At 70.0% G+C, this 22,232-nt stretch carries 22 protein-coding genes; 11 read left to right on the top strand and 11 right to left on the bottom strand.

What is annotated here, in order from left to right:
• Positions 1 to 35: 35 nt before the first annotated feature.
• Positions 36 to 413: a hypothetical protein gene (locus tag FJ091_07895; protein ID MBM4383280.1), complete on the bottom strand. Its 378-nt coding sequence runs from the start codon at positions 411 to 413 to the stop codon at positions 36 to 38.
• Positions 392 to 1,897, bottom strand: a complete 1,506-nt coding sequence (locus tag FJ091_07890) for a carboxylesterase/lipase family protein (GenBank protein MBM4383279.1) — start codon at positions 1,895 to 1,897, stop codon at positions 392 to 394. The genes FJ091_07895 and FJ091_07890 overlap by 22 nt, the downstream gene beginning before the upstream one ends.
• A gap of 120 nt (positions 1,898 to 2,017) precedes the next feature.
• Between FJ091_07890 and serC the strand changes: the two genes are divergently transcribed.
• From serC to FJ091_07875, 3 genes are all read left to right on the top strand, one after another.
• Complete coding sequence (serC, locus tag FJ091_07885; protein ID MBM4383278.1) at positions 2,018 to 3,070, top strand: 3-phosphoserine/phosphohydroxythreonine transaminase; 1,053 nt, start codon at positions 2,018 to 2,020, stop codon at positions 3,068 to 3,070.
• A gap of 385 nt (positions 3,071 to 3,455) precedes the next feature.
• Complete coding sequence (locus FJ091_07880) at positions 3,456 to 6,026, top strand: DUF3516 domain-containing protein (GenBank protein ID MBM4383277.1); 2,571 nt, start codon at positions 3,456 to 3,458, stop codon at positions 6,024 to 6,026.
• 42 nt (positions 6,027 to 6,068) lie between these two features.
• A complete protein-coding gene (locus tag FJ091_07875) occupies positions 6,069 to 6,797 on the top strand; it encodes a PilZ domain-containing protein (GenBank protein MBM4383276.1) in 729 nt (242 codons plus the stop codon).
• 29 nt (positions 6,798 to 6,826) lie between these two features.
• Here FJ091_07875 and FJ091_07870 read toward each other — a convergent pair whose 3' ends face one another.
• Positions 6,827 to 7,192 carry a hypothetical protein gene (locus FJ091_07870; GenBank protein MBM4383275.1) on the bottom strand — a complete coding sequence of 122 codons (366 nt, stop codon included), beginning with the start codon at positions 7,190 to 7,192 and terminating at the stop codon, positions 6,827 to 6,829.
• Positions 7,193 to 7,324: 132 nt separating this feature from the next.
• Here FJ091_07870 and FJ091_07865 point away from each other — a divergent pair, with 132 nt between their 5' ends.
• Entirely contained in the window at positions 7,325 to 8,653 is a 1,329-nt protein-coding gene (locus tag FJ091_07865; protein MBM4383274.1) for an MFS transporter, read from the top strand.
• The gene (locus FJ091_07860) at positions 8,646 to 9,269 is read left to right on the top strand and encodes a nitroreductase family protein (protein MBM4383273.1); all 624 of its coding nucleotides are present in this window, start codon (positions 8,646 to 8,648) and stop codon (positions 9,267 to 9,269) included. The genes FJ091_07865 and FJ091_07860 overlap by 8 nt, the downstream gene beginning before the upstream one ends.
• Before the next feature lie 22 nt (positions 9,270 to 9,291).
• Here FJ091_07860 and FJ091_07855 read toward each other — a convergent pair whose 3' ends face one another.
• The 4 genes from FJ091_07855 to FJ091_07840 form a co-directional block, all read right to left on the bottom strand.
• Positions 9,292 to 9,981: a Crp/Fnr family transcriptional regulator gene (locus FJ091_07855; protein MBM4383272.1), complete on the bottom strand. Its 690-nt coding sequence runs from the start codon at positions 9,979 to 9,981 to the stop codon at positions 9,292 to 9,294.
• Between the two features lie 131 nt (positions 9,982 to 10,112).
• On the bottom strand, positions 10,113 to 10,565 hold the full coding sequence (locus tag FJ091_07850) for a heavy metal-binding domain-containing protein (GenBank protein MBM4383271.1): 453 nt from the start codon (positions 10,563 to 10,565) through the stop codon (positions 10,113 to 10,115).
• A 12-nt stretch (positions 10,566 to 10,577) separates the two neighbouring features.
• Positions 10,578 to 10,892, bottom strand: coding sequence for a YbjQ family protein (locus tag FJ091_07845; protein MBM4383270.1), 315 nt, complete (start codon positions 10,890 to 10,892; stop codon positions 10,578 to 10,580).
• 52 nt (positions 10,893 to 10,944) lie between these two features.
• Positions 10,945 to 12,141 (bottom strand): FAD-dependent oxidoreductase, encoded by a 1,197-nt coding sequence (locus tag FJ091_07840; GenBank protein ID MBM4383269.1) that lies wholly within the window; start codon positions 12,139 to 12,141, stop codon positions 10,945 to 10,947.
• 102 nt (positions 12,142 to 12,243) lie between these two features.
• Between FJ091_07840 and FJ091_07835 the strand changes: the two genes are divergently transcribed.
• A complete protein-coding gene (locus FJ091_07835; protein ID MBM4383268.1) occupies positions 12,244 to 13,233 on the top strand; it encodes a tyrosine-protein phosphatase in 990 nt (329 codons plus the stop codon).
• 211 nt (positions 13,234 to 13,444) lie between these two features.
• On the opposite strand, the gene murA is transcribed toward FJ091_07835, so the two are convergent.
• The 3 genes from murA to FJ091_07820 form a co-directional block, all read right to left on the bottom strand.
• Positions 13,445 to 14,737: a UDP-N-acetylglucosamine 1-carboxyvinyltransferase gene (gene murA, locus FJ091_07830; protein ID MBM4383267.1), complete on the bottom strand. Its 1,293-nt coding sequence runs from the start codon at positions 14,735 to 14,737 to the stop codon at positions 13,445 to 13,447.
• Between the two features lie 64 nt (positions 14,738 to 14,801).
• Positions 14,802 to 15,446 carry a DUF4124 domain-containing protein gene (locus tag FJ091_07825; protein MBM4383266.1) on the bottom strand — a complete coding sequence of 215 codons (645 nt, stop codon included), beginning with the start codon at positions 15,444 to 15,446 and terminating at the stop codon, positions 14,802 to 14,804.
• A gap of 159 nt (positions 15,447 to 15,605) precedes the next feature.
• Positions 15,606 to 16,406, bottom strand: a complete 801-nt coding sequence (locus tag FJ091_07820; protein ID MBM4383265.1) for an enoyl-CoA hydratase/isomerase family protein — start codon at positions 16,404 to 16,406, stop codon at positions 15,606 to 15,608.
• A gap of 148 nt (positions 16,407 to 16,554) precedes the next feature.
• On the opposite strand from FJ091_07820, the gene FJ091_07815 reads away from it, so the two are divergent.
• From FJ091_07815 to groL, 4 genes are all read left to right on the top strand, one after another.
• Entirely contained in the window at positions 16,555 to 17,034 is a 480-nt protein-coding gene (locus tag FJ091_07815) for an NUDIX domain-containing protein (protein ID MBM4383264.1), read from the top strand.
• A gap of 3 nt (positions 17,035 to 17,037) precedes the next feature.
• Positions 17,038 to 18,189, top strand: coding sequence for a pyridoxal phosphate-dependent aminotransferase (locus tag FJ091_07810; protein MBM4383263.1), 1,152 nt, complete (start codon positions 17,038 to 17,040; stop codon positions 18,187 to 18,189).
• Positions 18,190 to 18,380: 191 nt separating this feature from the next.
• Positions 18,381 to 18,671 carry a co-chaperone GroES gene (groES, locus tag FJ091_07805; protein ID MBM4383262.1) on the top strand — a complete coding sequence of 97 codons (291 nt, stop codon included), beginning with the start codon at positions 18,381 to 18,383 and terminating at the stop codon, positions 18,669 to 18,671.
• Positions 18,672 to 18,695: 24 nt separating this feature from the next.
• Complete coding sequence (gene groL, locus FJ091_07800) at positions 18,696 to 20,348, top strand: chaperonin GroEL (GenBank protein ID MBM4383261.1); 1,653 nt, start codon at positions 18,696 to 18,698, stop codon at positions 20,346 to 20,348.
• 139 nt (positions 20,349 to 20,487) lie between these two features.
• Here the strand turns inward: groL and FJ091_07795 are convergent, their stop codons facing one another.
• Positions 20,488 to 20,976 (bottom strand): peptidyl-prolyl cis-trans isomerase, encoded by a 489-nt coding sequence (locus tag FJ091_07795; GenBank protein MBM4383260.1) that lies wholly within the window; start codon positions 20,974 to 20,976, stop codon positions 20,488 to 20,490.
• A 297-nt stretch (positions 20,977 to 21,273) separates the two neighbouring features.
• On the opposite strand from FJ091_07795, the gene FJ091_07790 reads away from it, so the two are divergent.
• Positions 21,274 to 22,191 carry a class I fructose-bisphosphate aldolase gene (locus tag FJ091_07790; protein ID MBM4383259.1) on the top strand — a complete coding sequence of 306 codons (918 nt, stop codon included), beginning with the start codon at positions 21,274 to 21,276 and terminating at the stop codon, positions 22,189 to 22,191.
• Positions 22,192 to 22,232: the final 41 nt, after the last annotated feature.

Genomic DNA, 22,232 nt, shown 5'->3' with positions numbered 1-22,232 from the left:
CGGGCGCGGCCAGCGGGACGAGGGCGAAGCAGGCTCTAGAACGACGCTCCGACGAACATCGACAGCGCGGCTACCGGCAGCAGCAGCACTTGAAGCACCGTTGCGGCGCGAACTCGGCGTGCGAGCGCATCGAGCTCCGAGTCGCCGAGCGCCGCCGCGCGTTCGGACCACAGGAAGCCCTGAAGCGCGACGACATTCTGCGGGCTGTTGTTCCAAAAGAGAGACGGCCTTCCAAGCTCGCTCCAGACGGGTTCATAGCGCTCTCGCAAGATCGCGAGCGCTTTCGAGATCCAGTGGAGGCTTGCGATGGTGTTGAGTGCGAGCAGACCGAACACGATCCAGAACGCCAGCATCGCCTCTCCTTTCTCAGCCTGGCCCGAGGACGTACCTGTCACGTCTCCCGCGGCCCCCAACCCGCCTCCGCCCAGAACGCGCGCGCTTTCTTCCAGCGCTCCTGCGCGCGCTCGTCGCGAGTGCCTAACACGTAGGGTGCGGTCGCGGCTGTGTGTGGGAGCCACTCGGGGTCGTCGGGCGAGCCGCCGTGCGCGAACGCGATCCAGTTGCGTTGCATCTCGCGCGAGAGCGCGCCGGCCGTGGCGTAGAGCAGGCGCATCGGCGGCTGGCGGTAGGTGCCGAACACGAGCGGGATCTCGATCGCGTGACAGGATCCGACCGCGGCAGGCGTCAGGGGCGGCGACCAGGTGAAGAGATACGCGTACGTCTCGGGGTTGTGCGCGGAGGCGACCGAGGCGAGGCGCTCGGCGGGCGCGCGGAAGACGCGGTGCGTCTGCAGGAGGCTCCAGCGCTCGATCGGGAGCGCGCGCGGCAGCAGCTCGCGGTAGAGCGCGTCGGCGTCGGCGGCGCGCGCGGAGCCGAGCACGCGCGCGATCACGCTGCGCAGTCGCACCTCGTCCATCGCGCGAACGGCGCCGCCCAACAGAAACAAGTTGTACTCGTCGCGGTTGGTGCCCAGCAGCAGCGAGATGTCGCGCGCGCTCCCGGCCGCGATCGCGTCGAGCGGCATGCGCGGCAGGACGTCGTCGTCCTGGCACGGCTGCCACGGGAGCAGACCCCACGGCGCGGGCAGGCTCGCCGTGGCGCGCAGCTGCGCGTCGACGAGCGCGCCGAGCGGCACGTCGCACAGCTTCTCGGCGTTCGCGCTCGTTAGGCCCAGCGCGCCGAGCAGCGCGTGCGCCATGCGCGCGGCGCCGTCGCGCGACGAGACGTGATGCGCAGCGCCGCTCTGACAGATCGCGCGCTGGAACAGCCCGCGCGCGAGGGGGCTTCCGAGCAGCGCGCCGATGCTCATCGCGCCGGCGCTCTCGCCGAACACCGTGACGTTCGCGGGGTCGCCGCCGAAAGCGGCGGCGTGCTCCTTCACCCACGCGAGCGCGGCGAGCTGATCGCGCAGGCCCACGTTCGAGGCGAAGGGGCCGCCGCGCGCGACGCTGTCGAGGTGCGCGAAGCCGAGCGCGCCGAGCCGGTAGTTCAGCGTGATCACCACGACGTCGTGCTCGCGCGCGAGCGCACTGCCGTCGTAGACGGGCGCGCTGCCCGAGCCGAACACGAAGCCGCCGCCGTGGATCCACACCAGCACGGGCCGCTTCGCGCCGTCGCACGCGGGCGTGAAGACGTGCACGCGCAGGCAGTCCTCGCCCGTGCCGCGCGGGTTCCCGGCGAGCCCCTGCAGCCACGTCGGAAGCGCGCTGCGCTGGGGCGCCCCTTGGCCGGCCTCGAAGCAGTCGCGCACGCCCGGCCACGCCTCGGGCAATTGCGGCGCGAGAAAGCGCAGCCGCCCCGCGGCCGCGCGCGCATACGGAACGCCGAGGAAGGCGAGCACGCCGCGGCGCGCGCGCCCGCGCACGCGACCGCTTCGAGTTTCGACGACTGCATCCATGTTTCGCGTCCGCTAAAGAGCCCGATCTTGTGCGAGCCGGGTTCGGCGTGCCCGGCCCAACTTAGAGAGGCTGCCGTGCCGAGCGAGCGCATCTTCAATTTTTCTGCGGGTCCTGCGGTGATGCCCCTCGAGGTGCTCGAGGAGGCGAAGGGCGCGCTCACCAACTTCGCGAACACGGGCATCGGCATCGCCGAGCACAGCCACCGCGGCGGTCCCTTCGAGCGCGTGATCCAACAGGCCGAGGCCGACTGTCGCGCGCTCGCGGGCATCCCCGACGACTACGCCGTGCTCTTCCTGCAGGGCGGCGCCTCGACGCAGTTCTTCCAGCTGCCGGCGAACTTGTTAGGCGCGGAGCAGACCGCGGACTACCTCCTCACCGGCGCGTGGAGCGAGAAGGCGCTGAAAGAGGCGAAGCTCTACGGCAAGACGCACGTCGCGGCGACGACGGCCGAGGGCAACTACCGCCGCATCCCGCGCGCGGAGGAAATTCGTTACAGCGCGTCGCCCGTCTACGCGCACTTCACTTCGAACAACACGATCTTCGGCACGCAGTGGGCGAGCGAGCCGCCGGCTCCACCCGCGGGAGCGTTCCTCGTTTGCGATGCGTCGAGCGACATCTTCTCGCGCCCGCTCGACGTGAAGCGCTACGGCGTGATCTACGCCGGCGCACAGAAGAACCTCGGGCCTTCGGGCGTGACGCTCGTTGCGATGCGCCGCGATCTCGTGGAGCGCCGCGCGCGCGAGCTGCCGACGATGCTGCGTTACGACACGCACGCGAAGGAGGGCTCGCTCTACAACACGCCGCCGACCTTCGCGATCTACCTGATGGGCCTCGTGTTGAAGTGGATCCAGCGCCAGGGCGGGCTCGCGGCGATGGAGAAGCACAATCGGCGCAAGGCCGAGGTGATCTATCAGGCGCTCGAAGCCGCGGGCGGTTTCTACGAGTGCCACGCCGGCGAGGGCTCGCGCTCGCTGATGAACATCACGTTCCGCACGCCGTCGCCGGAGCTGGACGCGAAGTTCGTGAAGGAGTCGGAAGCGGCGGCGATGTCCGGGCTCAAGGGCCACCGCTCCGTCGGGGGCATGCGCGCGAGCATCTACAACGCGTTCCCGCTGGCTGGTTGCGAGGCTCTCGCTGCGTTCCTTCGAGATTTCGCGAAGAAGAACGGGTGACGCGGGCGTAACAGCTTCGTCGTTGCGCCGCGTTCGGGCGGGGTGGGGGCCGCGGCGCCTCGTGCCTCGTCGGGGCCTTTGGTGGGGATCACCGTTCGGGCGGATGCGCGCATCTTCTGAAGGCGCGCATTCTCTGCGGCCCCGCCTGCGGTTTACCTCGGCGGCGCGGTCCCCACCCCGCCCGGCCGCTCCTCGCCGCGCTCGAGAGGAGCCGGGAGGCGGCACTGAGTGGGCGCTTCGAGGACTCGCGCCGCGGGATTTGGGAGTTGGCTGCGGATCGCGCGGGGTTGACCCGCGCTCTCCGCACTCTTCGGAGCGGCGCATCGCTTCGCTCGCGCCTCTTGCAGCGGGCTTCGAGGTCGTTTGCGCCTAAGGTGCGGTCGTGGTGGATGAAGCTCGCAGCGGGAATTCGCGCCTGATCGATCGCGTGCCGCTCGGCGCATCGATCACGGACGCGGGCGCGATCCTCGATCGCTTCGTGCGCTGGGTCGCGGACACGGGCCTAACACCTTATGCGCACCAGGAGGAGGCGCTGCTCGAGCTCGCGGCGGGTCGGCACGTGGTGCTCGCGACGCCGACGGGGTCGGGGAAGTCGCTCGTCGCGCTCGGCCTTCACTTCAAGGCGCTGTGCGAGGGCAAGCGCTCGTTCTACACCGCGCCGATCAAGGCGCTCGTGAACGAGAAGTTCTTCGCGCTGTGCGAGACGCTCGGGCGCGAGAACGTGGGGATGATGACGGGCGACGCGTCGATCAACTGGGCGGCGCCGGTGATCTGCTGCACGCAGGAAGTGCTCGCGAACATGGCGCTGCGGCAGGGCGAGCGGCTCGACGCGCCCTACGTCGTGGTGGACGAGTTCCACTTCTACGGCGACCGCGACCGCGGTTGGGCGTGGCAACTGCCCCTAATCACTCTGAAGAACAGCACGTTCCTCTTGATGTCGGCGACGCTCGGCAACACCGCGCCGATCGAGGAGCGGCTCGAGGCGTTCACCGGCCGCAAGGTCTCGCACGTGTGGAGCGAGGACCGGCCCGTGCCGCTCGACTTCGCTTATCACGAGACTCCGCTGCACGAGACGGTGGAGGACCTGCTCGACGAGAAGCGCGCGCCGATCTACGTCGTGAACTTCACGCAACGCGAAGCGGTGGAGGTCGCCTCGGCGCTCACCAGCGCGAAGATCGCGACGCGCGAGATGCGACAGCGCATCGCGGAGCTGACGAGCCTCGTGCGCTTCGACACGCCGTTCGGGAAGGAGATGAAGCGCATCGTCTCGCACGGCATCGGGCTGCACCATGCGGGCCTCCTGCCGAAGTACAGGCTGCTCGTGGAGCAGCTCGCGCAGGAGGGGTTGTTACGGGTGATCTCGGGGACCGATACGCTCGGCGTGGGCGTGAACATCCCCATCCGCACCGTGCTGTTCACGAAGCTCAGCAAGTACGACGGCGAGAAGGTGCGCATCCTCAGCGCGCGCGACTTCAAGCAGATCGCGGGGCGCGCGGGCCGGCGCGGCTTCGATACTCGGGGCAGCGTGGTGTGCCAGGCGCCGGAGCACTTGATCCTCGCGAAGCGCGCACAAAAGCACGGCAGGCGCGAGAAGTCGGCGCCGCACAAGCGCCGGCCCCCGCCGGGCTTCGTGAGCTGGACGAAGGACACGTTCGATCAGCTCGTGAAGCGGCAGCCGGAAGCGCTGAGCTCGGAGTTCCGCGTCTCGCACGGCATGATGGTCTCGCTGCTGCAGCGCACGCGCGCCGAGACCGGGAGGCGCGGCGGCTACGGCGCACTGATCGAGCTGATCGCGCGCTCGCACGAGGGCGCGTCGCGCCGGCGCCGCCTCACCCGCGATGCCGCGGTGCTGTTCCGCGCGCTGCGCCGTGCCGGCATCGTGCAGATCGCGAATCACGAAGCGCGCGTCGATCCGAACCTGCAGGCCGACTTCTCGCTGCACCAGTCGCTCTCGCTCTACTTCGTCGATGCGATCACGGCGCTCGATCGCGAGGCCGCGGATTACCACCTGCAGGTGATCGGCGTCGCCGAGGCGGTGATCGAGAACCCGAACGCGATCCTCCAGCAGCAGCTCAAGGTGGTGAGGAACGAGCTGATGGATCAGCTCAAGGCGGACCGCGTTCCGTTCGAGGAGCGCATCGCGAAGCTCGACGAGGTGACGCTGCCAGCGCCCGAGGCCGACTTCATCTACGCCACGTTCCGCGTGTTCGCGGAGCATCACCCGTGGGTCGCAGAGGAGGGCGTGCACCCGAAGTCGATCGCGCGCGAGATCGTGGAGCACGACGCGACGTTCGACGGGGTCGTCAGGCGCTACGGGCTCCAGCGCAGCGAGGGCGTCTTGCTGCGCTACCTCTCGCAAGTGCACGCGACGCTCGATCAGTCCGTGCCGGACGCCGCCAAGACCGAGGCGCTCGAAGACGCGATCGCGTATCTGCGCGAGATCGTGCGCGGCACCGACTCGAGCCTGCTCGCCGCGTGGGAGGGCCTCGGAACGCCGACGGCGGCGAGCGCGCCAGCGGCGCCCGCGCCTGCCAGCGCGGCCGCGCCCGGGCGCGAGCGCAGGAGGCCGCGGCGCGATCTCGCGCACGATGCCAAGGCGCTGCGCGCGCGGGTGCACGCCGAGCTGCGCGCGTTCGTACGCGCGCTCGCGGAGGGCGATTACGACGAGGCGGCGAAGCACATCCGCCAGGACGAGGCGGACCCTTGGGACGGAGTCCGCCTCGCTGCGGAGCTGCGCCCATACCTCGAGGCGCACGGCGAGCTGCGCTTCGACCCGGCGGCCGGACGCGGCCATCACACGAGCGTGAAGCAGTTCGCGCCCCGCCTGTATCGCGCCCAGCACACCCTGCTCGGCGAGCACGGGGTGGCGCAGGGCTGGATCGATGGGGAGGTCGACCTGCGCGAGGGCGCCATTCCCGAGGGGCCGTTGGTTCGCGTCGTCGCGATTCAGCCCTGATCAGCGTCTCAGTCTGCAAGGCGTCCTGCCGATGCAACTCGCGTGCGGAATGAGCGCAGCCAGATTCTGCTGTTCGGATTCGGACGGGCACACGACGAGCTCGCGGGCCGGGTCGTCGTGCTCGGCTACCGCACGCTGCGCGCGGCCGAGGTCGAGGACGCGCTCGAGCTGATCGGTCGCCAACTGCAGCCGGTGCGCGTGCTGATGTTCGCCACGAACGCTCCGTTCAAGAGCCGCGCGCAGGATCTGCGCACGATGTCGGAGCGCGCAGGCGCGCTCGGACTGCGCGCGATCGTGTCGGGCGCGCAGCCCGAGCCCGCAGAGATCGCCGCACTGAAGCGCGACGGCGTGAAGTACTGCTTGTGGAAGGGCTTCAACGACGCGGAGCTGGGCTTCGTGCTCAACGCCGCGCTGTATGACGAGACGCGCGGCCAGCACCGCCCTGCGACGCGCGTGCCCGCAAACGTGGTGGTGCGCGTGAAGTCGGGCGCCGGCGAGAAGGCCGGGATGATCTCCAACCTCTCCGCGACCGGCGCGTTCATCGAGACACAGCGCGCGGGCATGCCCGGCGGGCGCATCACGCTCTCGATCGAGTTCGTCGACGGAGCGATCGCGATTCCGGCGAGCGTCGTGTTCGCAAACGTACCGGGCAACCTACAGCGCCCGAATGCGCCGCTCGGCATGGGCGTGAAGTTCGCGCCGGGCGCACCCGAGGCCGCAGCGCGCATCGCCAAGTTCGTGCGCGAGCGAAGTCGCGCCTATGAGCTGTAGCCCCGGCGCGCTTCACGCGCGGCGAGTTGTTACTGCGGCTCGGGCTGCCACTCGCGCGGGCCGATCCTCGCGGGCGGTCGCTCCGCGTCCGAGCCGGCCGGGCGCCAGAACTCGCCGTGCAGCTCGCGCTCGCGGCGCCCGCTCGGCAGCGCGATCGCCTGCGCGTCGCTCTCGCCGGCAGCGAGCGAGCTCACGCCGTCCGCGCCGATCGCGACGCTCGCGCCGTGCAGCGCTCCGAGCGCGCCGAGCAGCACGAACGCGATCGCCCACACGATGCGGCGAAGGATTCGCTTCGCGCGCTCGCTGAGCCGGAAGCGCTCAGGCGGCGCCGGCAGCGGGGCTCCGCTCGCGGGCGCGAGCCCGAGCCAGCTTCGGAGTCCGAGGACGAGCTGCATGACGCATCTCCTTCCCGCGTACCCCTAAGTGCTCGGTCGAACGCGCAAGGAACTTTCGCGGCGATGTGATCGCGCGGCCTAAGTGCTCGCCGGAGAAGAGATTTCTTCGCAGTCGGCGGATAGCCTCGGAGCGTGGCGAACGGCTGGCTGCGCAGGCCCGACATCTCCGCGTTCTCGCTCGCGAGCTACCGCCGCGAGCTCGGCGCGGAGGCGCTGCTGCCCGCTTGTTATGCGCTGCTCGAAGGCGGCTTCGTCGGCGTCGTCGCGGACAAGGTCTTTCACCTCGGCCCGTTCGGCATCGCGCTGATCAGCGCGTCGCAGCTGTTCGGGAATCTCGCGAGCGCGGGCTGGGCGTGGCTCGGCGAGCGCACGCGCAAAGTGCCGCTCATCAACGCGCTCCAGTTCGCCGTGGCGGCGCTGTGCGCGGCGATCGCGCTGATTCCGGCGACGAGCGCCGGCGGGCAGCTGTTCATCGCGGCGCTGATCGCCACGCACATCGTGCGCGGCGGCATCGTCACGCTGCGCAGCGTGATTTGGACGCAGAACTACGACGGTGGCGTGCGCGCGCGCGTCACCGCACGGCTCACCTTCCTCGGGCAAGGCGTGCTCGCGCTCGCGGCGCTCGCCGCCGGCGAGTGGCTCGACCGCAGCGGGCTCTCGTTCCGCGAGCCGTACTTGTTGGGCGCGCTGCTCGGCGGCGCCGGCGCGCTCGCGTTCTCCGGCATCGCGATGCGCGGCGAGGAAGTGCGCAGCGCGCCGCCGCTCGGCTCGCATCGCGAGCGCGGCCCGCGCGGCTCCGTGTTCGCGGTGCTGCGCGAGGACCCGCACTACGCGCGCTACCTCGTGTGGCAGTCGATCCTCGGCGCTTCGAACATGATGATCGAGCCTGCGGTCGTGGTGCTCGTCTCGCGCGAGCTCGCCGCGAGCACCGCCACGAGCGTCGCGCTGGTCACCGCGATTCCCGTCGGCCTCGGGGTGTTGTTACTGCCGCTTTGGGCCGCGCTCGTGGACCGCATGCACGTCGCGGAGTTCCGTGCGAAGCACAGCTGGCTGTGGGGGGCCTCGCAGGCCGCGACGGGCATCGGCGCGCTGCTCGGCTCGCTCGCGTGGGTCGCCGTGGGTCGCATCATCCTCGGCATCGCGCGGGGCGGCGGCACGCTCGCGTGGAACATCGGCCACAACGACTTCGCGAAGCCGGAGCGCGCCGGCGCGTACATGGGCCTCCACGCCACGCTCACCGGCCTGCGCGGGGCGATCGCGCCGTTCGTCGGCATCGCGCTCTACGCGGGCGTGAGCGCGAGCGAGCTGCCTGGCGGCATCTCGCTGCCCGCGCTGCCGGCGATCGGCGGCTGGATGATGATCCTCGCCGCAGCGCTCAGCGCGACCGCGACGCTCGGTTTCGCCGCGCTGCATCGCCAGATCGTGGCCGACCGCAACGAGAGGACCGAATCGAATGGATGACGCGAGCAGAGCCGCAGTCGATCTCGCGCTCTCCACCACGCGCTCGATCCGGCGAAAGATCGACTGGCAGCGCCCGGTCGAGCCCGAAGTGCTCGAAGCCGCGATCGACGTCGCGGTGCAGGCGCCCACGGGCGCGAACGCCGAGGCGTGGCGCTTTCTCGTGATGACCGACCCCGCGCCGAAGCTCGCCGTCGCCGAGCTCTATCGCCGCGCGCTCGCGCGCTTCCGCACCACGCGCAGTGAGGCCGCGCAAAAGCCCAGCGTGAACGAGCTCGCCGAGCGCCTGCACGAGATGCCCGCGCTCATCCTCGTGTGCAGCGAGGGCGTGCCGGACCCTGACAACCGCGCCATGCAGGTCGCGTTCTTCGCGTCCGTCCTTCCCGCGGCGTGGTCGCTGATGGTCGCGCTGCGCGCCCGCGGCCTCGGCGCGACCTGGACGACGCTGCTCACGGCGCACGAAGAAGAAGCCGCCGCTGCGCTCGGCATTCCGAGCGGCGTCACGCAGACCGTGCTTTTGCCCGTCGGCTACATGCAGGGCGCGGTGCTGAAGCCGGCGGCGAGGAAGCCGGCGCGCGAGGTGACGTACTGGAATCGCTGGGGGGAGCGGCGCGAGTGAGTGCGTAGGCTGATGCCAGCGCTCACTCCACTTCGATCAGCTTCTCCAGCACCGCGCGATTCCGGATCGTGACCGTGCGCTCGTGCATGTCGAGCGCGCCGGCGTTCCTCCAGTCGCGGATCGCCTTGTTCACGCTCTCGCGCGTGGCGCCGACGAGGTCTCCGAGCTCGCTTTGGGAGAGGCGCAGGTCGATCTCGACGCCGCCCGGAACGGGCTTGCCCCAGCGGTCGGCGTAGAGGAGCAGGCACTTCGCGAGGCGCTGGTTCACGGAGCGGAAGTTGTTGTCCTCGAGCGCCTCGGAGAGCTTGATCATGCGCGTCGCGAGCGCCGCCACGAGGCGGACCGCGATGTCCGGCATGCGGCGCAGCAGCGGCACGAGCTCTCGGCGGTGAATCATCAGCAGCTCGCAGTCACCGACCGCCATGTTGCTGGCGGTGCGCTTGCCTTCCGCGAACGCGCCGAGGTCACCGGTGACTTCGCCGGGGCCCATGAAGCGGAAGAGGATCTCGTCGCCGCCGGGGCCCGTCGCGAACGCTTTCAGGCGCCAGCTGACGATGACGTACAGATCGCCGCCTTCGTCGCCCTTGTGGAATAACAAGTCGCCGTCGTGCAGCGACTTCCTGCGCGTGATCAGCGCGACCTCGGAGAGCTCGCGATCGCTGAGCCCCGCGAACAGGTCGAGCTTGGACAGCACCCGCTTACGATCTTCCATCGCGTGGCCTCTGCGTTCGTGGTCAACGCACCGCGAATCGCACTCACGTTAGGGGTGATCGTCTACGTATTTCACGGGCAAGCACGGTTGCGCCCCCCGAAGTGGGGTCTTCCGGCAGCTCGGGCATCGGCTCAGCGCTTCGTGCGCAGCGCCGTTCCCACCGCCATCAGCTCGACGCCCGCGGTGCCTTTGCCGTTGCTCCCCATGTTCGCGAGCTCGGCAGATTCGAGGCGCACGCCCACGAGCGCGTCGCAGCCCTTCGCCGCGGCGGCTTCCTTGAGGCGCAGCATCGCTTCGCGCCGCGAGCGCTCGAAGAGCGTTTCGTAGGAGCGCACGTTGCCGCCGAAGAACTGGCGGAAGCCGGCGGCGAAGCGCTTCCAGTAGTCGAGTGAGATGACGACCGTGCCCGTGAGCAGCATCGCGTCTTCGACCCGCCAGTCGGCGGGGATGCGGCTCGTCGTGAGCGCGGGGACGCGCCGCAGCCGCCGCTCGCGCTTCGCGAGGTCCTCGTAGTGCAGGTGCTCGATGATCTTGCCCGAGGTGAAGCCCACCACGAGCAGCACGAGCATGATGATCAGCTCCATGCGGCGAGCGCGTCAGTCGACGCGCACGGCGGTGCCGTACGCGAAGATTTCGGCCGCGCCCTGCGCCACCGAGCTCGTCGCGAAGCGCACGTTCACGACGGCGTTCGCACCGAGGCCGCGCGCCTCCTCGACCATGCGCGACATGGCTTCCTTGCGCGCCTCGTTCAGCAGCTCGGTGTAACCCGTGAGCTCGCCGCCCACGATGTTCTTCAGGCCCGCGAGAAAGTCCTTGCCGAAGTGCTTGGCGCGCACGGTGCTGCCGCTCACGACGCCGTAGAACTCTCGGATCTGCTTGCCGGGGACTTCTTCGGTGTTGGTGAGAATCACGGCCGCGCCCTCCGCTGAGCGAATCGACCGCGCGAAGCAGGCGCTTGAGGCTTCAGCCCGCCGCGCTGGCATCCGCGAACGCGCGGAGCTCGCGAATCTGGCCGCGCAGCTTCAGCACCACGCGCGGGCGGCTGATGCCGATCACGCCGGTGAGGCGGCCTTTGCTTCCGAAAGCCATCACGAACTTGCGCTCGCTGAGCGAGCCGTCGACGAGCCTCGCTTCGTCGCCAGGCGCGATGCGGCCCGCGATCTGGATCTTGCAGTCGAACTGGTCGGACCACACGAACGGCACTGGCGCGAACGGCGCGACTTCCGCGTCGCCCGCGAGCAGCGCGGCGGCGGCGTGGTCGGCCTGCTCGGTCGCGTTGGTCCAGTGCTCAATGCGCATGCTCTCGCCGCCGAACAGCGCGTTGGGCCAGCGCGCGACGTCGCCCACCGCGACGACGTTCTTCGCGCGCGTCGTGCGACACGCGGCGTCGCACACAACGCCATCCGCGAGCTCGAGGCCCGAGCTCGCGAGCCACGAGGTGTTGGGGACCGAGCCGATGCCGACGAGCACGACGTCCGCCGCCACGCGCGAGCCGTCCGCGAGCTCGAGGCCCGCGACGCGCTCGCTGCCGAGGAAACGCGCGACGCCGATGCCGCAGCGCAGGTCGACGCCGTTCGCGCGGTGCACCTCGCCCACGTACGCGCCGAGCTCGCGGCCGAGCCCGCGCTCGAGCGGTGCGGGCAGCGCTTCGATCACCGACACCTCGAGCCCGCGCGCGCGGCAGGTCGCGGCGACTTCCATGCCGATGAAGCCCGCGCCGATCACCGCGACGCGCGGCGCGCGCTCCAGCTCGGCGCGCAGCGCGAGCGCGTGGTCGAGCGTGCGCAGCACGTGAATGCCCGCGAGCGCGGGCGTGTTCGGGATGCGCCGCGCCCCGGAGCCCGTCGCGATCACGAGCGCGTCGTACGCGACGCGCTCGCCCGAGGCGAGCACGACCTCGCGCGCGGCGAGATCGAGTGCGCTCGCCGCGTGGCCGAGCTTCCACTCCACCCCGAGCGCGTCGTCCTCCGGCCGTAACAAGTGCGTGCGCGGCGCGTCCCACTTCCCCGCGAGCAGCTCCTTCGACAGCGGCGGGCGGTCGTAGGGCAGGTGCCGCTCGTCGCCGAGCGCGACGAGCCGCCCGTCGTAGCCGAGCCGCCGCAGCGCCTGCGCCGCGCGCAGGCCGCCGAGCGAAGCGCCGACGATCACGATGTTGCGCAGCGAGCTCATGGGGCGAAGCACAGTACGAGCGCGGCCCGAGTTTCGCGAGAACCTGGGCGCAGGGTCCGAGCGAAGCAGTGCGCGCCGCGCGAACCTGCGCGCATGGCGAAGCAATTCCTCGATGCGACGCGCAGCGAGTGGCACCTCGAACGCGACGGCGATGCGCTCGTGCTGCACCTCGCGCGGCCTGTCGCTGCGCCGCTCACGGTGCGCGCCGGCGAGCGCACGGTCGCGGTGATTCGCGAAGGTGCGCACGCCGTGCTCGGTCCGTTCGACGCGCGCTTCCGCCACGTGCTCGCGCTCGAAGACGAGGCGGGGCGCCGCATCGAGATTTCCGAGCGCAAGCTGCCGCTCGCGGGCCCGCGCAACTTCCGCGACCTCGGCGGCTACCCCACGCGCGATGGCCGCCGTGTGCGATGGGGTCAAGTCTTCCGCGCGGACTCGCTCGCGGACCTCACCGACGCCGATATCGCGTACCTCGAGCGCCTCGGCCTCTCCCGCGTGATCGATCTGCGCGGCGACGAAGAAGTGCGCGAGTACCCGAATCGCCTCGCCGGCCGCGCCGGCTTCACGTACCTGCGCCGGCCCACGGGGGACGAGGGCCTCACGCCGCGCGAGTGGGCGCGCCGCTTCGAGGCCGGCGAGTTCGGCGAGATCGACGCGAGCTGGCTCGTGCGCGGCTACCTGCGCACGCTCGACGAACGCCCGCACAAAGTCGGCGCGGTGTTGAAGGAGCTCGCGGCCGCGCCGGCGCCGGCCGTCTTCCACTGCACCGCGGGCAAGGACCGCACGGGCGTGATCTCCGCGCTGCTGCTGCTCTTGTTAGGCGTTCCGCGCGACGTGGTGGTCGGCGACTACTCCCTCACCGCCCTCTACACCGGCAACCGCATCCCCGCCGCGGACCAATGGTTCGCCGAACGCGGCATCGATCCCGAACGCGCCGCGCACGTTCTCTCCTCGCGCCGCGAAGCGATGGAGGAAGCGCTCGATCACCTCGAAGCCAACCACGGCGGAGCCGCAGCCTTCGCCCGCGAGAGAGCAAACCTGTCGGAACGAGAAATCAGCACCCTGCGCGATTGGCTGCTCGAGTAGGCAAGGCAACCAAGGCTGACGCGCCGAGAGAACGCCCGAACATCCTCGAAGACGAACGCCGCTCCCAAGCATGTCGGCCGAGGCCGCAAGCGAAGCGCGCAGCATTCGCCGGAGTCCTCGGAGGCGAATGCGAAGTAAACAAGGAAAAACGCGCCCCTCGGTGCCGAGCGCGCCTAACACCTCAGCGCCCCGCACCCCCCCCCCCGCGCCCCTAACTCCTCGAAATCGACGCGCCAAGCCGCTGCAAGCGCTCGTCGACCCTCTCATACCCCCGATCCACCTGATGCGCGTTCATGATCACGCTGCGGCCTTCGGCGCAGATTGCGGCGGCGATCAGCGCCATGCCGGCGCGGATGTCGGGCGACGTGATCGTCTCGCCGTACAGGCGCGCGGGGCCCGTCACGAGTGCGCGGTGCGGGTCGCACAGCACGATGCGCGCGCCCATCGCGATCAGGCGGTCCACGAAGAAGAGGCGGTTCTCGAACATCTTCTCGTGGATCAGCACCGTGCCGCGCGACTGCGTCGCGAGTACGAGCGCGATCGAGGTGAGATCGCTCGGAAAGCCCGGCCACGGCGCGTCGTCGACCTTCGGGATCGCGCCGTCGAGGTCGTCCTGGACGACGAGCTCTTGCTTCGCGGGCACGAACAGCGCGCCGTTCCCGAGGCGCGTCTCGACGCCGAGGCGGCGGAACACCATGCGGATCATGCGCAGGTCGTCCGCGACGACGCCGTTCACGGTGAGCTCGCCGCCGGTCATCGCGGCGATCGCGACGAACGAGCCGAGCTCGATGTGGTCGGGGCCGACGCGGTGGCGCGCGGGCCGCAGCTCCGGCACGCCCTCGATCTCGAGCACGTTGGTACCGATGCCGCGGATCTGCGCGCCCATCGCGACGAGGTAGTTGCAGAGCCCGCGCACGTGAGGCTCGCAGGCGGCGTTCGCGATGCGCGTCGCGCCTTCGGCGACGCTCGCGGCCATCACGGCGTTCTCGGTCGCCATCACGCTGGCTTCGTCGAGGAAGATGTCCGCGCCGCGGAAGCGGCCTGCGAGCGAGAGGTGGTAGTGGCGCTCGCGCGTCTCGATCTCGGCGCCGAGCATGCGCAGCGCCGTCAGGTGCGTGTCGACGCGGCGGCGGCCGATGCGGTCGCCACCGGGGCGCGGCAGCACGGCGCGGCGCGTGCGGTGCAGGAGGCCCGGCGCGAGCAGGAAGGAGCCGCGGATCGTGCGCGCGAGCTCGGTGCTCGCGTCGCGCGCGCCGAGGTCGCTCGTGTCAAGCACGGTCTCGTACGTTTCGGGATCGCGCACGGCGCGCACGCCGAGCTCGCCGAGAATCTCCAGCTGCGTCGAGACGTCGCGGATGCGCGGGAGGTTGCCGATGCGCGACGTGCCCGGGGCGAGCAGCGCCGCCGCGAGCACGGGCAGCGCTTCGTTCTTGTTGCCCGCGGGTGTGATCACGCCGCCGACGCTGCGGCCGCCTTCGACGACGAAGCGGTCCCCGGCCCCGATCTGCAAAGCGATTCCTCTCGAGGGGAAGCGCGGCGCAACGTAGCCGCGCGGAATTGTTAGGCGACTACTCGAGCAGCGCGGCCATCTCGTGCGGGTTGTATCCGCGAATCATCGTGCCATCGATCTCGACGAGCGGGATCGAGCGACCGCCGGTCTTCTCCTGCAGCTCCGCGGCGTAGTCCGCGTCCGCGTCGATGTCCTTGTTCGTGTAGTCGATGTCGCGCTCGTCGAGCCACGCGAGCGTCTTGCGGCACCAGCCGCACCAGGGCGCGGTGTAGACCGTGACGTCCGCGAAGCGCGAGCCCCTCTCCGCGCCCGAGATCGCGGCAGGCGGCGCGCTGCGCCCGCGTGCCGGAGCGCGCGTGGGCTGCGGGAGGTATGCGCCCGCGTCGACCTCGATCTTGCCCGCGCGCTCGCGCCACTGAGCGGGCACGGCGTCGAGCGACTGCGCGAAGCGCACGACGCCGCGCTCGTCGGTCCATTGGTAGTAGGTGCGCGCCGCAGCGCTCGGCTTCGCGGCGTCACTTCGCGACGGAGCCTCGTCCGCCGCGGCGAGCAGGCTCGGATCCGGCAGCGGCGCGTCGGCGTCGGGAACGCGCGCGTCGAAATCGGCGGCGGGCACCGAGGCTGCGCGCGGCGCCGGCGCGAGCAGATAGCCCGCACCTGCCACGAGTCCCGTCATCACCACCGCGATCGCGAACGAACGCATCCGAAGCTCCTGAGCCCTTCCTGGGTCAGACCCTGCACTCTGCGGGGCCGTTCCAACCCGAGCATTTCGGCCCGGCCAGAATGATCGCCCGCCGCTCCTGGGAATCGTCCCCCCCCCAGCCCCGCGGGCTTGAGAGCTACGTCACGCGACGACCGCGCGTTACGCCTTCTTGCCCCACACCGGCTTGCGCTTCTCGAGGAATGCGCGGATGCCCTCGCGGAAGTCGCTGCTCTGGGCGCACAGGATCTGGTTGCGGTCCTCCATCGAGACGACGGACTCGATGCTGTTCATGTCGAGGCTCGCGTTGAGGGCCTCCTTGCTGAGGCGCAGGCCGAGCGGAGAGGTGAGCAGCAGGTCCTCGATCAGGAGCCGCCCCGTCGATTCGAGCTGGTCGTCGGGGACCACCTGCGAGACGAGGCCGAGCTCGCGCGCGCGATCGGCTTGGATGAAGCGGCCGGTGAGGATCAGCTCGGAAGCGACCGAAGCGTTGGTGAGGCGCGGCAGCAGGTAGGAGACGCCGACGTCGCAGCCCGAGAGACCGAGCTTGATGAAGGCTGCGTTCATGCGCGTCGACTCGCCGGCGATTCGGATGTCCGAGGCGAGCGCGAGCATGAAGCCGCCGCCGCAGGCGGGGCCGTGCACCAGCGCGATGAACACCTGCGCGAGCCGGCGCATCTTGATCGAGAGCTCCGCGATGCGGTGCTGGCCGCGCAGCTGCGCGCCGATGTCGCCGCGCTCGCCCGGCTGGCCGCTCTCCTTCAGGTCGAGCCCGGCGCAGAACGCGCGCCCAGCGCCGCGCAGCACGACGACGCGCGTCTCGGTGTCGCGCGCGAGCTCGTCGTAGAAGCCGTGCAGGTCCTCGACGAGCTGGCGCGAGAGCGCGTTCAGCGAGTCGGGACGGTTCAGCGTGCACCAGGTGACGGGACCGTCGCGCTTGATGTCGAGCGTCGTGAAGGCCATGGCCGCGTTCTCCTTTGCGAGGCGTGCGAGTGTGCCACGGCAAGCGAAGCGCGCAGCGAGGCGGAGCCCTCGGAGCCGAGCGGAGATCTTGCGGTGGCCTCGGAGGTGGGTCTGCCTTCGAGTCTCTCGTTTGGGCATCCTTGCCACGATGGAGATCACCCGAGTTCGCAGCACCGCGCGCGCGCTGCTGGTGACGCCCGAGCGCGAGATCCTGCTCGTGCGTTACTTCGCGCACGCGATCGGGCGCGCGTACTGGATCACCCCCGGCGGCGGGATCGAGGCGGGCGAGAGCGAGCGCGAGGCAGCGGTGCGTGAGGTGGCGGAGGAGACCGGGCTCGCGAGCGCGACGATCGGGCCCGCGGTGTGGACGCGCTCGGTGCCCATCCCGTGGGCGGAGCCGCCCTTCGTGCAGCGCGAGACCTACTTCTGGACGCCGACGCCGCGCTTCGAGCCGAGCGCCGCCGCGATTCCCACCGAGGCGGAACGGCGCGAGATCGAGGCGTACCGCTGGTGGCGGCTCGAAGAGATCGAGGCGTCGAGCGAGCGTTTCGCGCCGCGGAAGATCGGCGCGCTGCTCCGGACGCTGTTCGAGCAGGGCCTGCCATCGTCGCCCGTGGTCGCGGAGTAGGCGATGCCGAAGCCGTCCGTTCAGCGGGCCGCCGCCGCGGTCGCCGCCATGCCCGGCGCGGTCTACACGCCCTTCGATCTCACGAAGACGGCGCGGCCCGTGATCGCGCTGCACGTCGGCGACACCTGGATGGAGCCGTTCGCCGGCGCGCGCATGGAGGATCTCTCCGAGCGCGACCACCCAGGCATGCACCGCTATGTCGAGACGCGCGGCATCCCGGCGCTGCTCGATGCGATCGCCCTGAAAGTACGCGAACGCAATCGCCTTTCGTGCGAGCGCTCGAACGTGCTGGTGACAGCGGGCGCGACCTCGGGCCTCTCCTGCGCCATCTCCGCGCTCGCGGATCCGGGCGAGGAGGTGCTGATCCTCGCTCCGTTCTGGCCGCTGATTCGCGGCATCACGCGCTCGCTCAGGGCGGTCCCGGTGGAGGTGCCGTTCTTCGATCGCGTGCACTCGATCGCGGACGCCATCGCCGCGCTCGAAGCGAAGCTCACCCCGCGCACGGTGGCCCTCTACTTCGCGACGCCCTCGAACCCGACCGGCCGCGTGCTCCCGGGCGAATGGCTCGAGGCGATCGCGGCCTGGGCGCGCCGGCGCGACTTGTGGCTGCTCTCGGACGAGGTCTACGAGGACTACGTCTACCAGGGGGAGCACGTCTCGACTGCGCGCTTCGCACCGGAGCGGACGATCACCGCGTTCTCGTTCTCGAAGGCGTACGGGATGGCGGGAAACCGCGCCGGCTATCTGGTCGGCCCGGCCGAGTCGATCGCCGAGGCGCACAAGGTCTCGGTGCACAGCGCCTACCACGCCCCGACCGCGGCGCAGCTCGCCGGCCTGCGCGCGCTCGAGGGCGGCGCCGCCTGGGTCGCGAACGCGCGTGCCCAGTACGAACGCGCGGGCGCGGCCGTTGCCGCGGAGCTCGGGGTGCCTGCGCCGGCGGGCGGCTGCTTCCTCTTCGCCAACGCCGCGCATCGCCTGGACGCGCGAGGACTGCACGGCTTCCTCGAAGACGCGTTCGGCGCGGGCGTCGTCGTGGCGCCAGGCAGCAGCGCGGGCGAGGCCTACGGCACGTGGATTCGCCTGTGCTTCACGGTGGTGCCGCCCGACCAAGCCATCGAGGCGGCCCGGCGGCTCGCGAAGCTGCTCCGGGGCTGAGCCGCGGGGTCAGACCGTGCAAAGTTGCGCTGCGAGCGATTTTTCTCTCTCGCTGCGCTTGACCTCTCCCCGCCTCGTCCCCAAGGTGCCGCCGCCGTTTTGGCACTCGCGCCCCTCGACTGCCAAGTCCGAGTGGACTTCTCGGTTTCGGGCGGCGCGCTCAGCTCAACGCAACCACCGCAGGAGGCTCCATGAAGGTTCGTCCCCTCCACGACCGCATTCTGATCAAGCGGGTCGACGAGGAACAGAAGACGTCGGGCGGAATCATCATCCCCGACACCGCCAAGGAGAAGCCCCAAGAGGGGCGCGTGATCGCCGTCGGGAACGGCAAGGTCACGGACGAGGGCAAGCTGATCCCGCTCGAGGTCGCCGTCGGCGATCGCATCCTGTTCGGCAAGTACTCGGGCAGCGAGATCACCCTCGACGGCGAAGAGCACCTGATCATCCGCGAGGAAGACGTCCTCGCGGTGCTCGGCAAGTAATTCCGGAACCAGGAGAGAACGAACATGGCAGGCAAGGAAATTCGCTACGAGCAGGCCGCGCGCGACAAGATTCTCGCGGGCGTGAACGGGCTCGCGAACGCAGTGCGCGTGACGCTCGGCCCGAAGGGCCGCAACGTCGTGATCGAGAAGAGCTGGGGCTCGCCGACGGTCACGAAGGACGGCGTCACGGTCGCGAAGGAAATCTCCTTCGAGGACAAGTTCGAGAACATGGGCGCGCAGATGGTGAAGGAGGTCGCCTCGAAGACCTCCGACATCGCGGGCGACGGCACCACCACCGCCACCGTGCTCGCGCAGGCGATCTTCCGCGAGGGCAGCAAGCTCGTCGCGGCGGGCGTCAACCCGATGGACCTGAAGCGCGGGATCGACAAGGCCGTCGAGACCATCGCCGAGGAGCTGAAGAAGCTCAGCAAGCCCACGCGCGACAGCGGGGAGATCGAGAAGGTCGGCACCGTCTCCGCGAACGGCGACGAGGCGATCGGCAAGATGCTCGCCGAGGCGATGGAGAAGGTCGGCAAGGAAGGCGTGATCACCGTCGAAGAGGCGAAGTCGATGGACTCGACCCTCGACGTGGTCGAGGGCATGCAGTTCGACCGCGGCTACATCTCGCCGTACTTCGTGACGAACCCCGACTCGATGGAGGCTTCGCTCGAAGACGCGCTCCTTCTCCTCAGCGAGAAGAAGATCAGCGCGATGAAGGACCTGCTCCCGGTGCTCGAGCAGGTCGCGCGCGGCGGCAAGCCGCTCGTGATCGTTGCGGAAGAGGTCGAGGGCGAAGCGCTCGCGACGCTCGTCGTGAACAAGATCCGCGGCACGCTGAACGTGTGCGCGGTGAAGGCGCCCGGCTTCGGCGATCGCCGCAAGGCCATGCTGCAGGACATGGCGATCCTCACCGGCGGCCAGGTAATCAGCGAAGAGCTCGGGCTCAAGCTCGAGAACGTCACGATGAAGGACCTCGGCCGCGCCAAGAAGGTGGTGGTCGACAAGGACAACACCACGATCGTCGACGGCGCGGGCGCGAAGAAGGCGATCGAGGGCCGCATCGCCGAGATCCGCAGCCAGATCGACAAGACCACGAGCGACTACGACCGCGAGAAGCTGCAAGAGCGGCTCGCGAAGCTCGCGGGTGGCGTAGCGGTGGTGAAGGTCGGCGCCGCGACCGAGACCGAGATGAAGGAGAAGAAGGCGCGCGTCGAGGACGCACTCCACGCGACCCGCGCTGCGGTGGAAGAAGGCATCGTGCCCGGCGGCGGCGTCGCGCTGCTGCGCGCGCAGGCTGCGCTCGAGGGACTCGAGAAGGATCTCGCCGAGGATCAGAAGGCGGGCGTCTCGATCATCCGCCGCGCCGTCGAAGAGCCGCTGCGCCGCATCGCGGAGAACGCGGGCGTCGAGGGCTCGATCGTGGTCGACCGCGTGAAGAACGGGAAGGGCAACTTCGGCTTCAACGCGCGCACCGAGACCTACGAAGATCTCGTGAAGGCCGGCGTGATCGACCCGACCAAGGTCGTGCGCTCCGCGCTGCAGAACGCCGCGAGCGTCAGCGGCCTCTTGCTGACGACCGAGGCGATGATCGCCGAGAAGCCCGAGAAGAAGGCCCCGGCGGGCGGCGGTGGCGGCATGCCGGGCGGCATGCCGGGCATGGGCGACATGGACATGTAATGCGCGTCCGCTGAGACGCCGCGCGCGAGCGCGCGCATCTCCGCAAACACGAACGCCCCGGAGCTGCGAGGCTCCGGGGCGTTCTCGTTTCAGCTCGCTGTCGCGCTCGGGGTCTGACCCCGAGCGACGACGTCGCGCCTCACTTCTTCCTGCGCGCGCTCACGATCGCGACCGTCTGCGTGGGCACGTCGCTCATGCCCGCCTTCACGCCGGTCTGCACGGCGGCGATCTTGTCGACCACCTCGATGCCCTTCGTCACGCGGCCGAACACCGCGTAGCCCCAGCCGTCTTGGCCCGGGTAATCGAGGAACGCGTTGTCTTTGTGGTTGATGAAGAACTGCGACGACGCGCTGTGCGGCGCGCTGGTGCGGGCCATCGCGAGCGAGCCCTTCACGTTCTTGAGGCCGTTCGCCGCCTCGTTCTGGATGTTCGCCTTCGTCTTCTTCTGCGACATCTGCGGCGTGAAGCCGCCGCCTTGGATCATGAAGTCGCGGATCACGCGGTGGAAAATCGTCCCGTCGTAGAAGCCCTCGTCCACGTAGGCGAGGAAGTTCTTTACGGTGATGGGGGCTTTCGCCTCGTCGAGCTCGATCTCGATCTCGCCGAGCGTCGTCGTCAGTACGACCACGGGTTTGGCTCCTGCGCTCTGGGCGCGTGCGTCGCTCGGGGCGAGGCAGAGCAGCGGCAACGCGAGAGCAAGCACCAACACCGACCTGCGCGAATTCGTCACTCCGACTCTCCTGGCGACATTTCTTGGCAGCGCGCGTGATTGCGCGAAGCGCGCGGCATCGTAAGCTCCCCCTTTTCCGGCGCCACGGACACTCACGCGCAGTTCGAGCGCCCGATGCGGACGGATATTCGCCCGGCTAAAACGCCGCCCGTCCGATGAGGGTGGGCGTCAATTTCGACGGAGGTTCGGTCGGTCATGAGCAAGCGCGTCAAAGAGATCTTGTCTTGGTACTCGAGCGACTCGCCCGGCACGCTGGCGAACATCGCGCGCATGCTGAACCACGGGCGGCTCGGCGGAACGGGCAAGCTCGTGATCCTGCCCGTCGACCAAGGCTTCGAGCACGGGCCCGCGCGCTCGTTCGCGAAGAACCCCGCCGGCTACGACCCCCGCTACCACTTCGAGCTCGCGATCGCGGCGGGCTGCAACGCCTACGCCGCGCCGCTCGGCTTCCTCGAGGCCGGGGCCGCCGAGTTCGCGGGCGACATCCCCACCATCCTGAAGCTCAACAACTCGGACTCGCTCTACGGCGGGAGCGATCCGTGCCCCGCGATCACGGGCAGCGTCGACGACGCGCTGCGCCTCGGCTGCTCCGCGATCGGCTTCACGATCTACCCCGCCTCGGCTGCGCGCGACACGATGTACGCGCAGATTCGCGCGCTCTCGGAAGAGGCGAAGCGCAAGGGCCTCGCGGTCGTGGTGTGGTCGTACCCGCGCGGCTCGGGCATCTCGAAGAAGGGCGAGACGGCGATCGACGTCGTCGCTTACGCCGCGCAGATCGCGGCGCAGCTCGGCGCGCACTTCATCAAGGTGAAGCCGCCGACCGAGCACATCGAGCAGGACGCCGCGCGCAAGGTGTACGAGAGCGAGAAGATTCCGGTGGCGACGCTCGCGGATCGCATCCGCCACGTCGTGCAGAGCGCGTTCAACGGCCGCCGCATCGTGATCTTCTCCGGCGGTGAAGCGAAGGGCCGCGACGAAGTGCTGAACGAGATCCGCGGCATCGCGGACGGCGGCGGCTTCGGCTCGATCGTGGGCCGCAACTCGTTCCAGCGCGCGAAGGCCGACGGAATCGCGCTGCTTCACGACATCATGGACATCTACAAGAGCGCGTAGCGCTCGAGAGTTCCTAACAACGAGCCCGCGCCACGCGCGCG

The sequence above is a fragment of the Deltaproteobacteria bacterium genome, assembly GCA_016875395.1.
Classification (GTDB): Bacteria; Myxococcota_A; UBA9160; order UBA9160; family UBA6930; genus VGRF01.
This window is presented reverse-complemented; position numbering and strand designations above follow the sequence as displayed.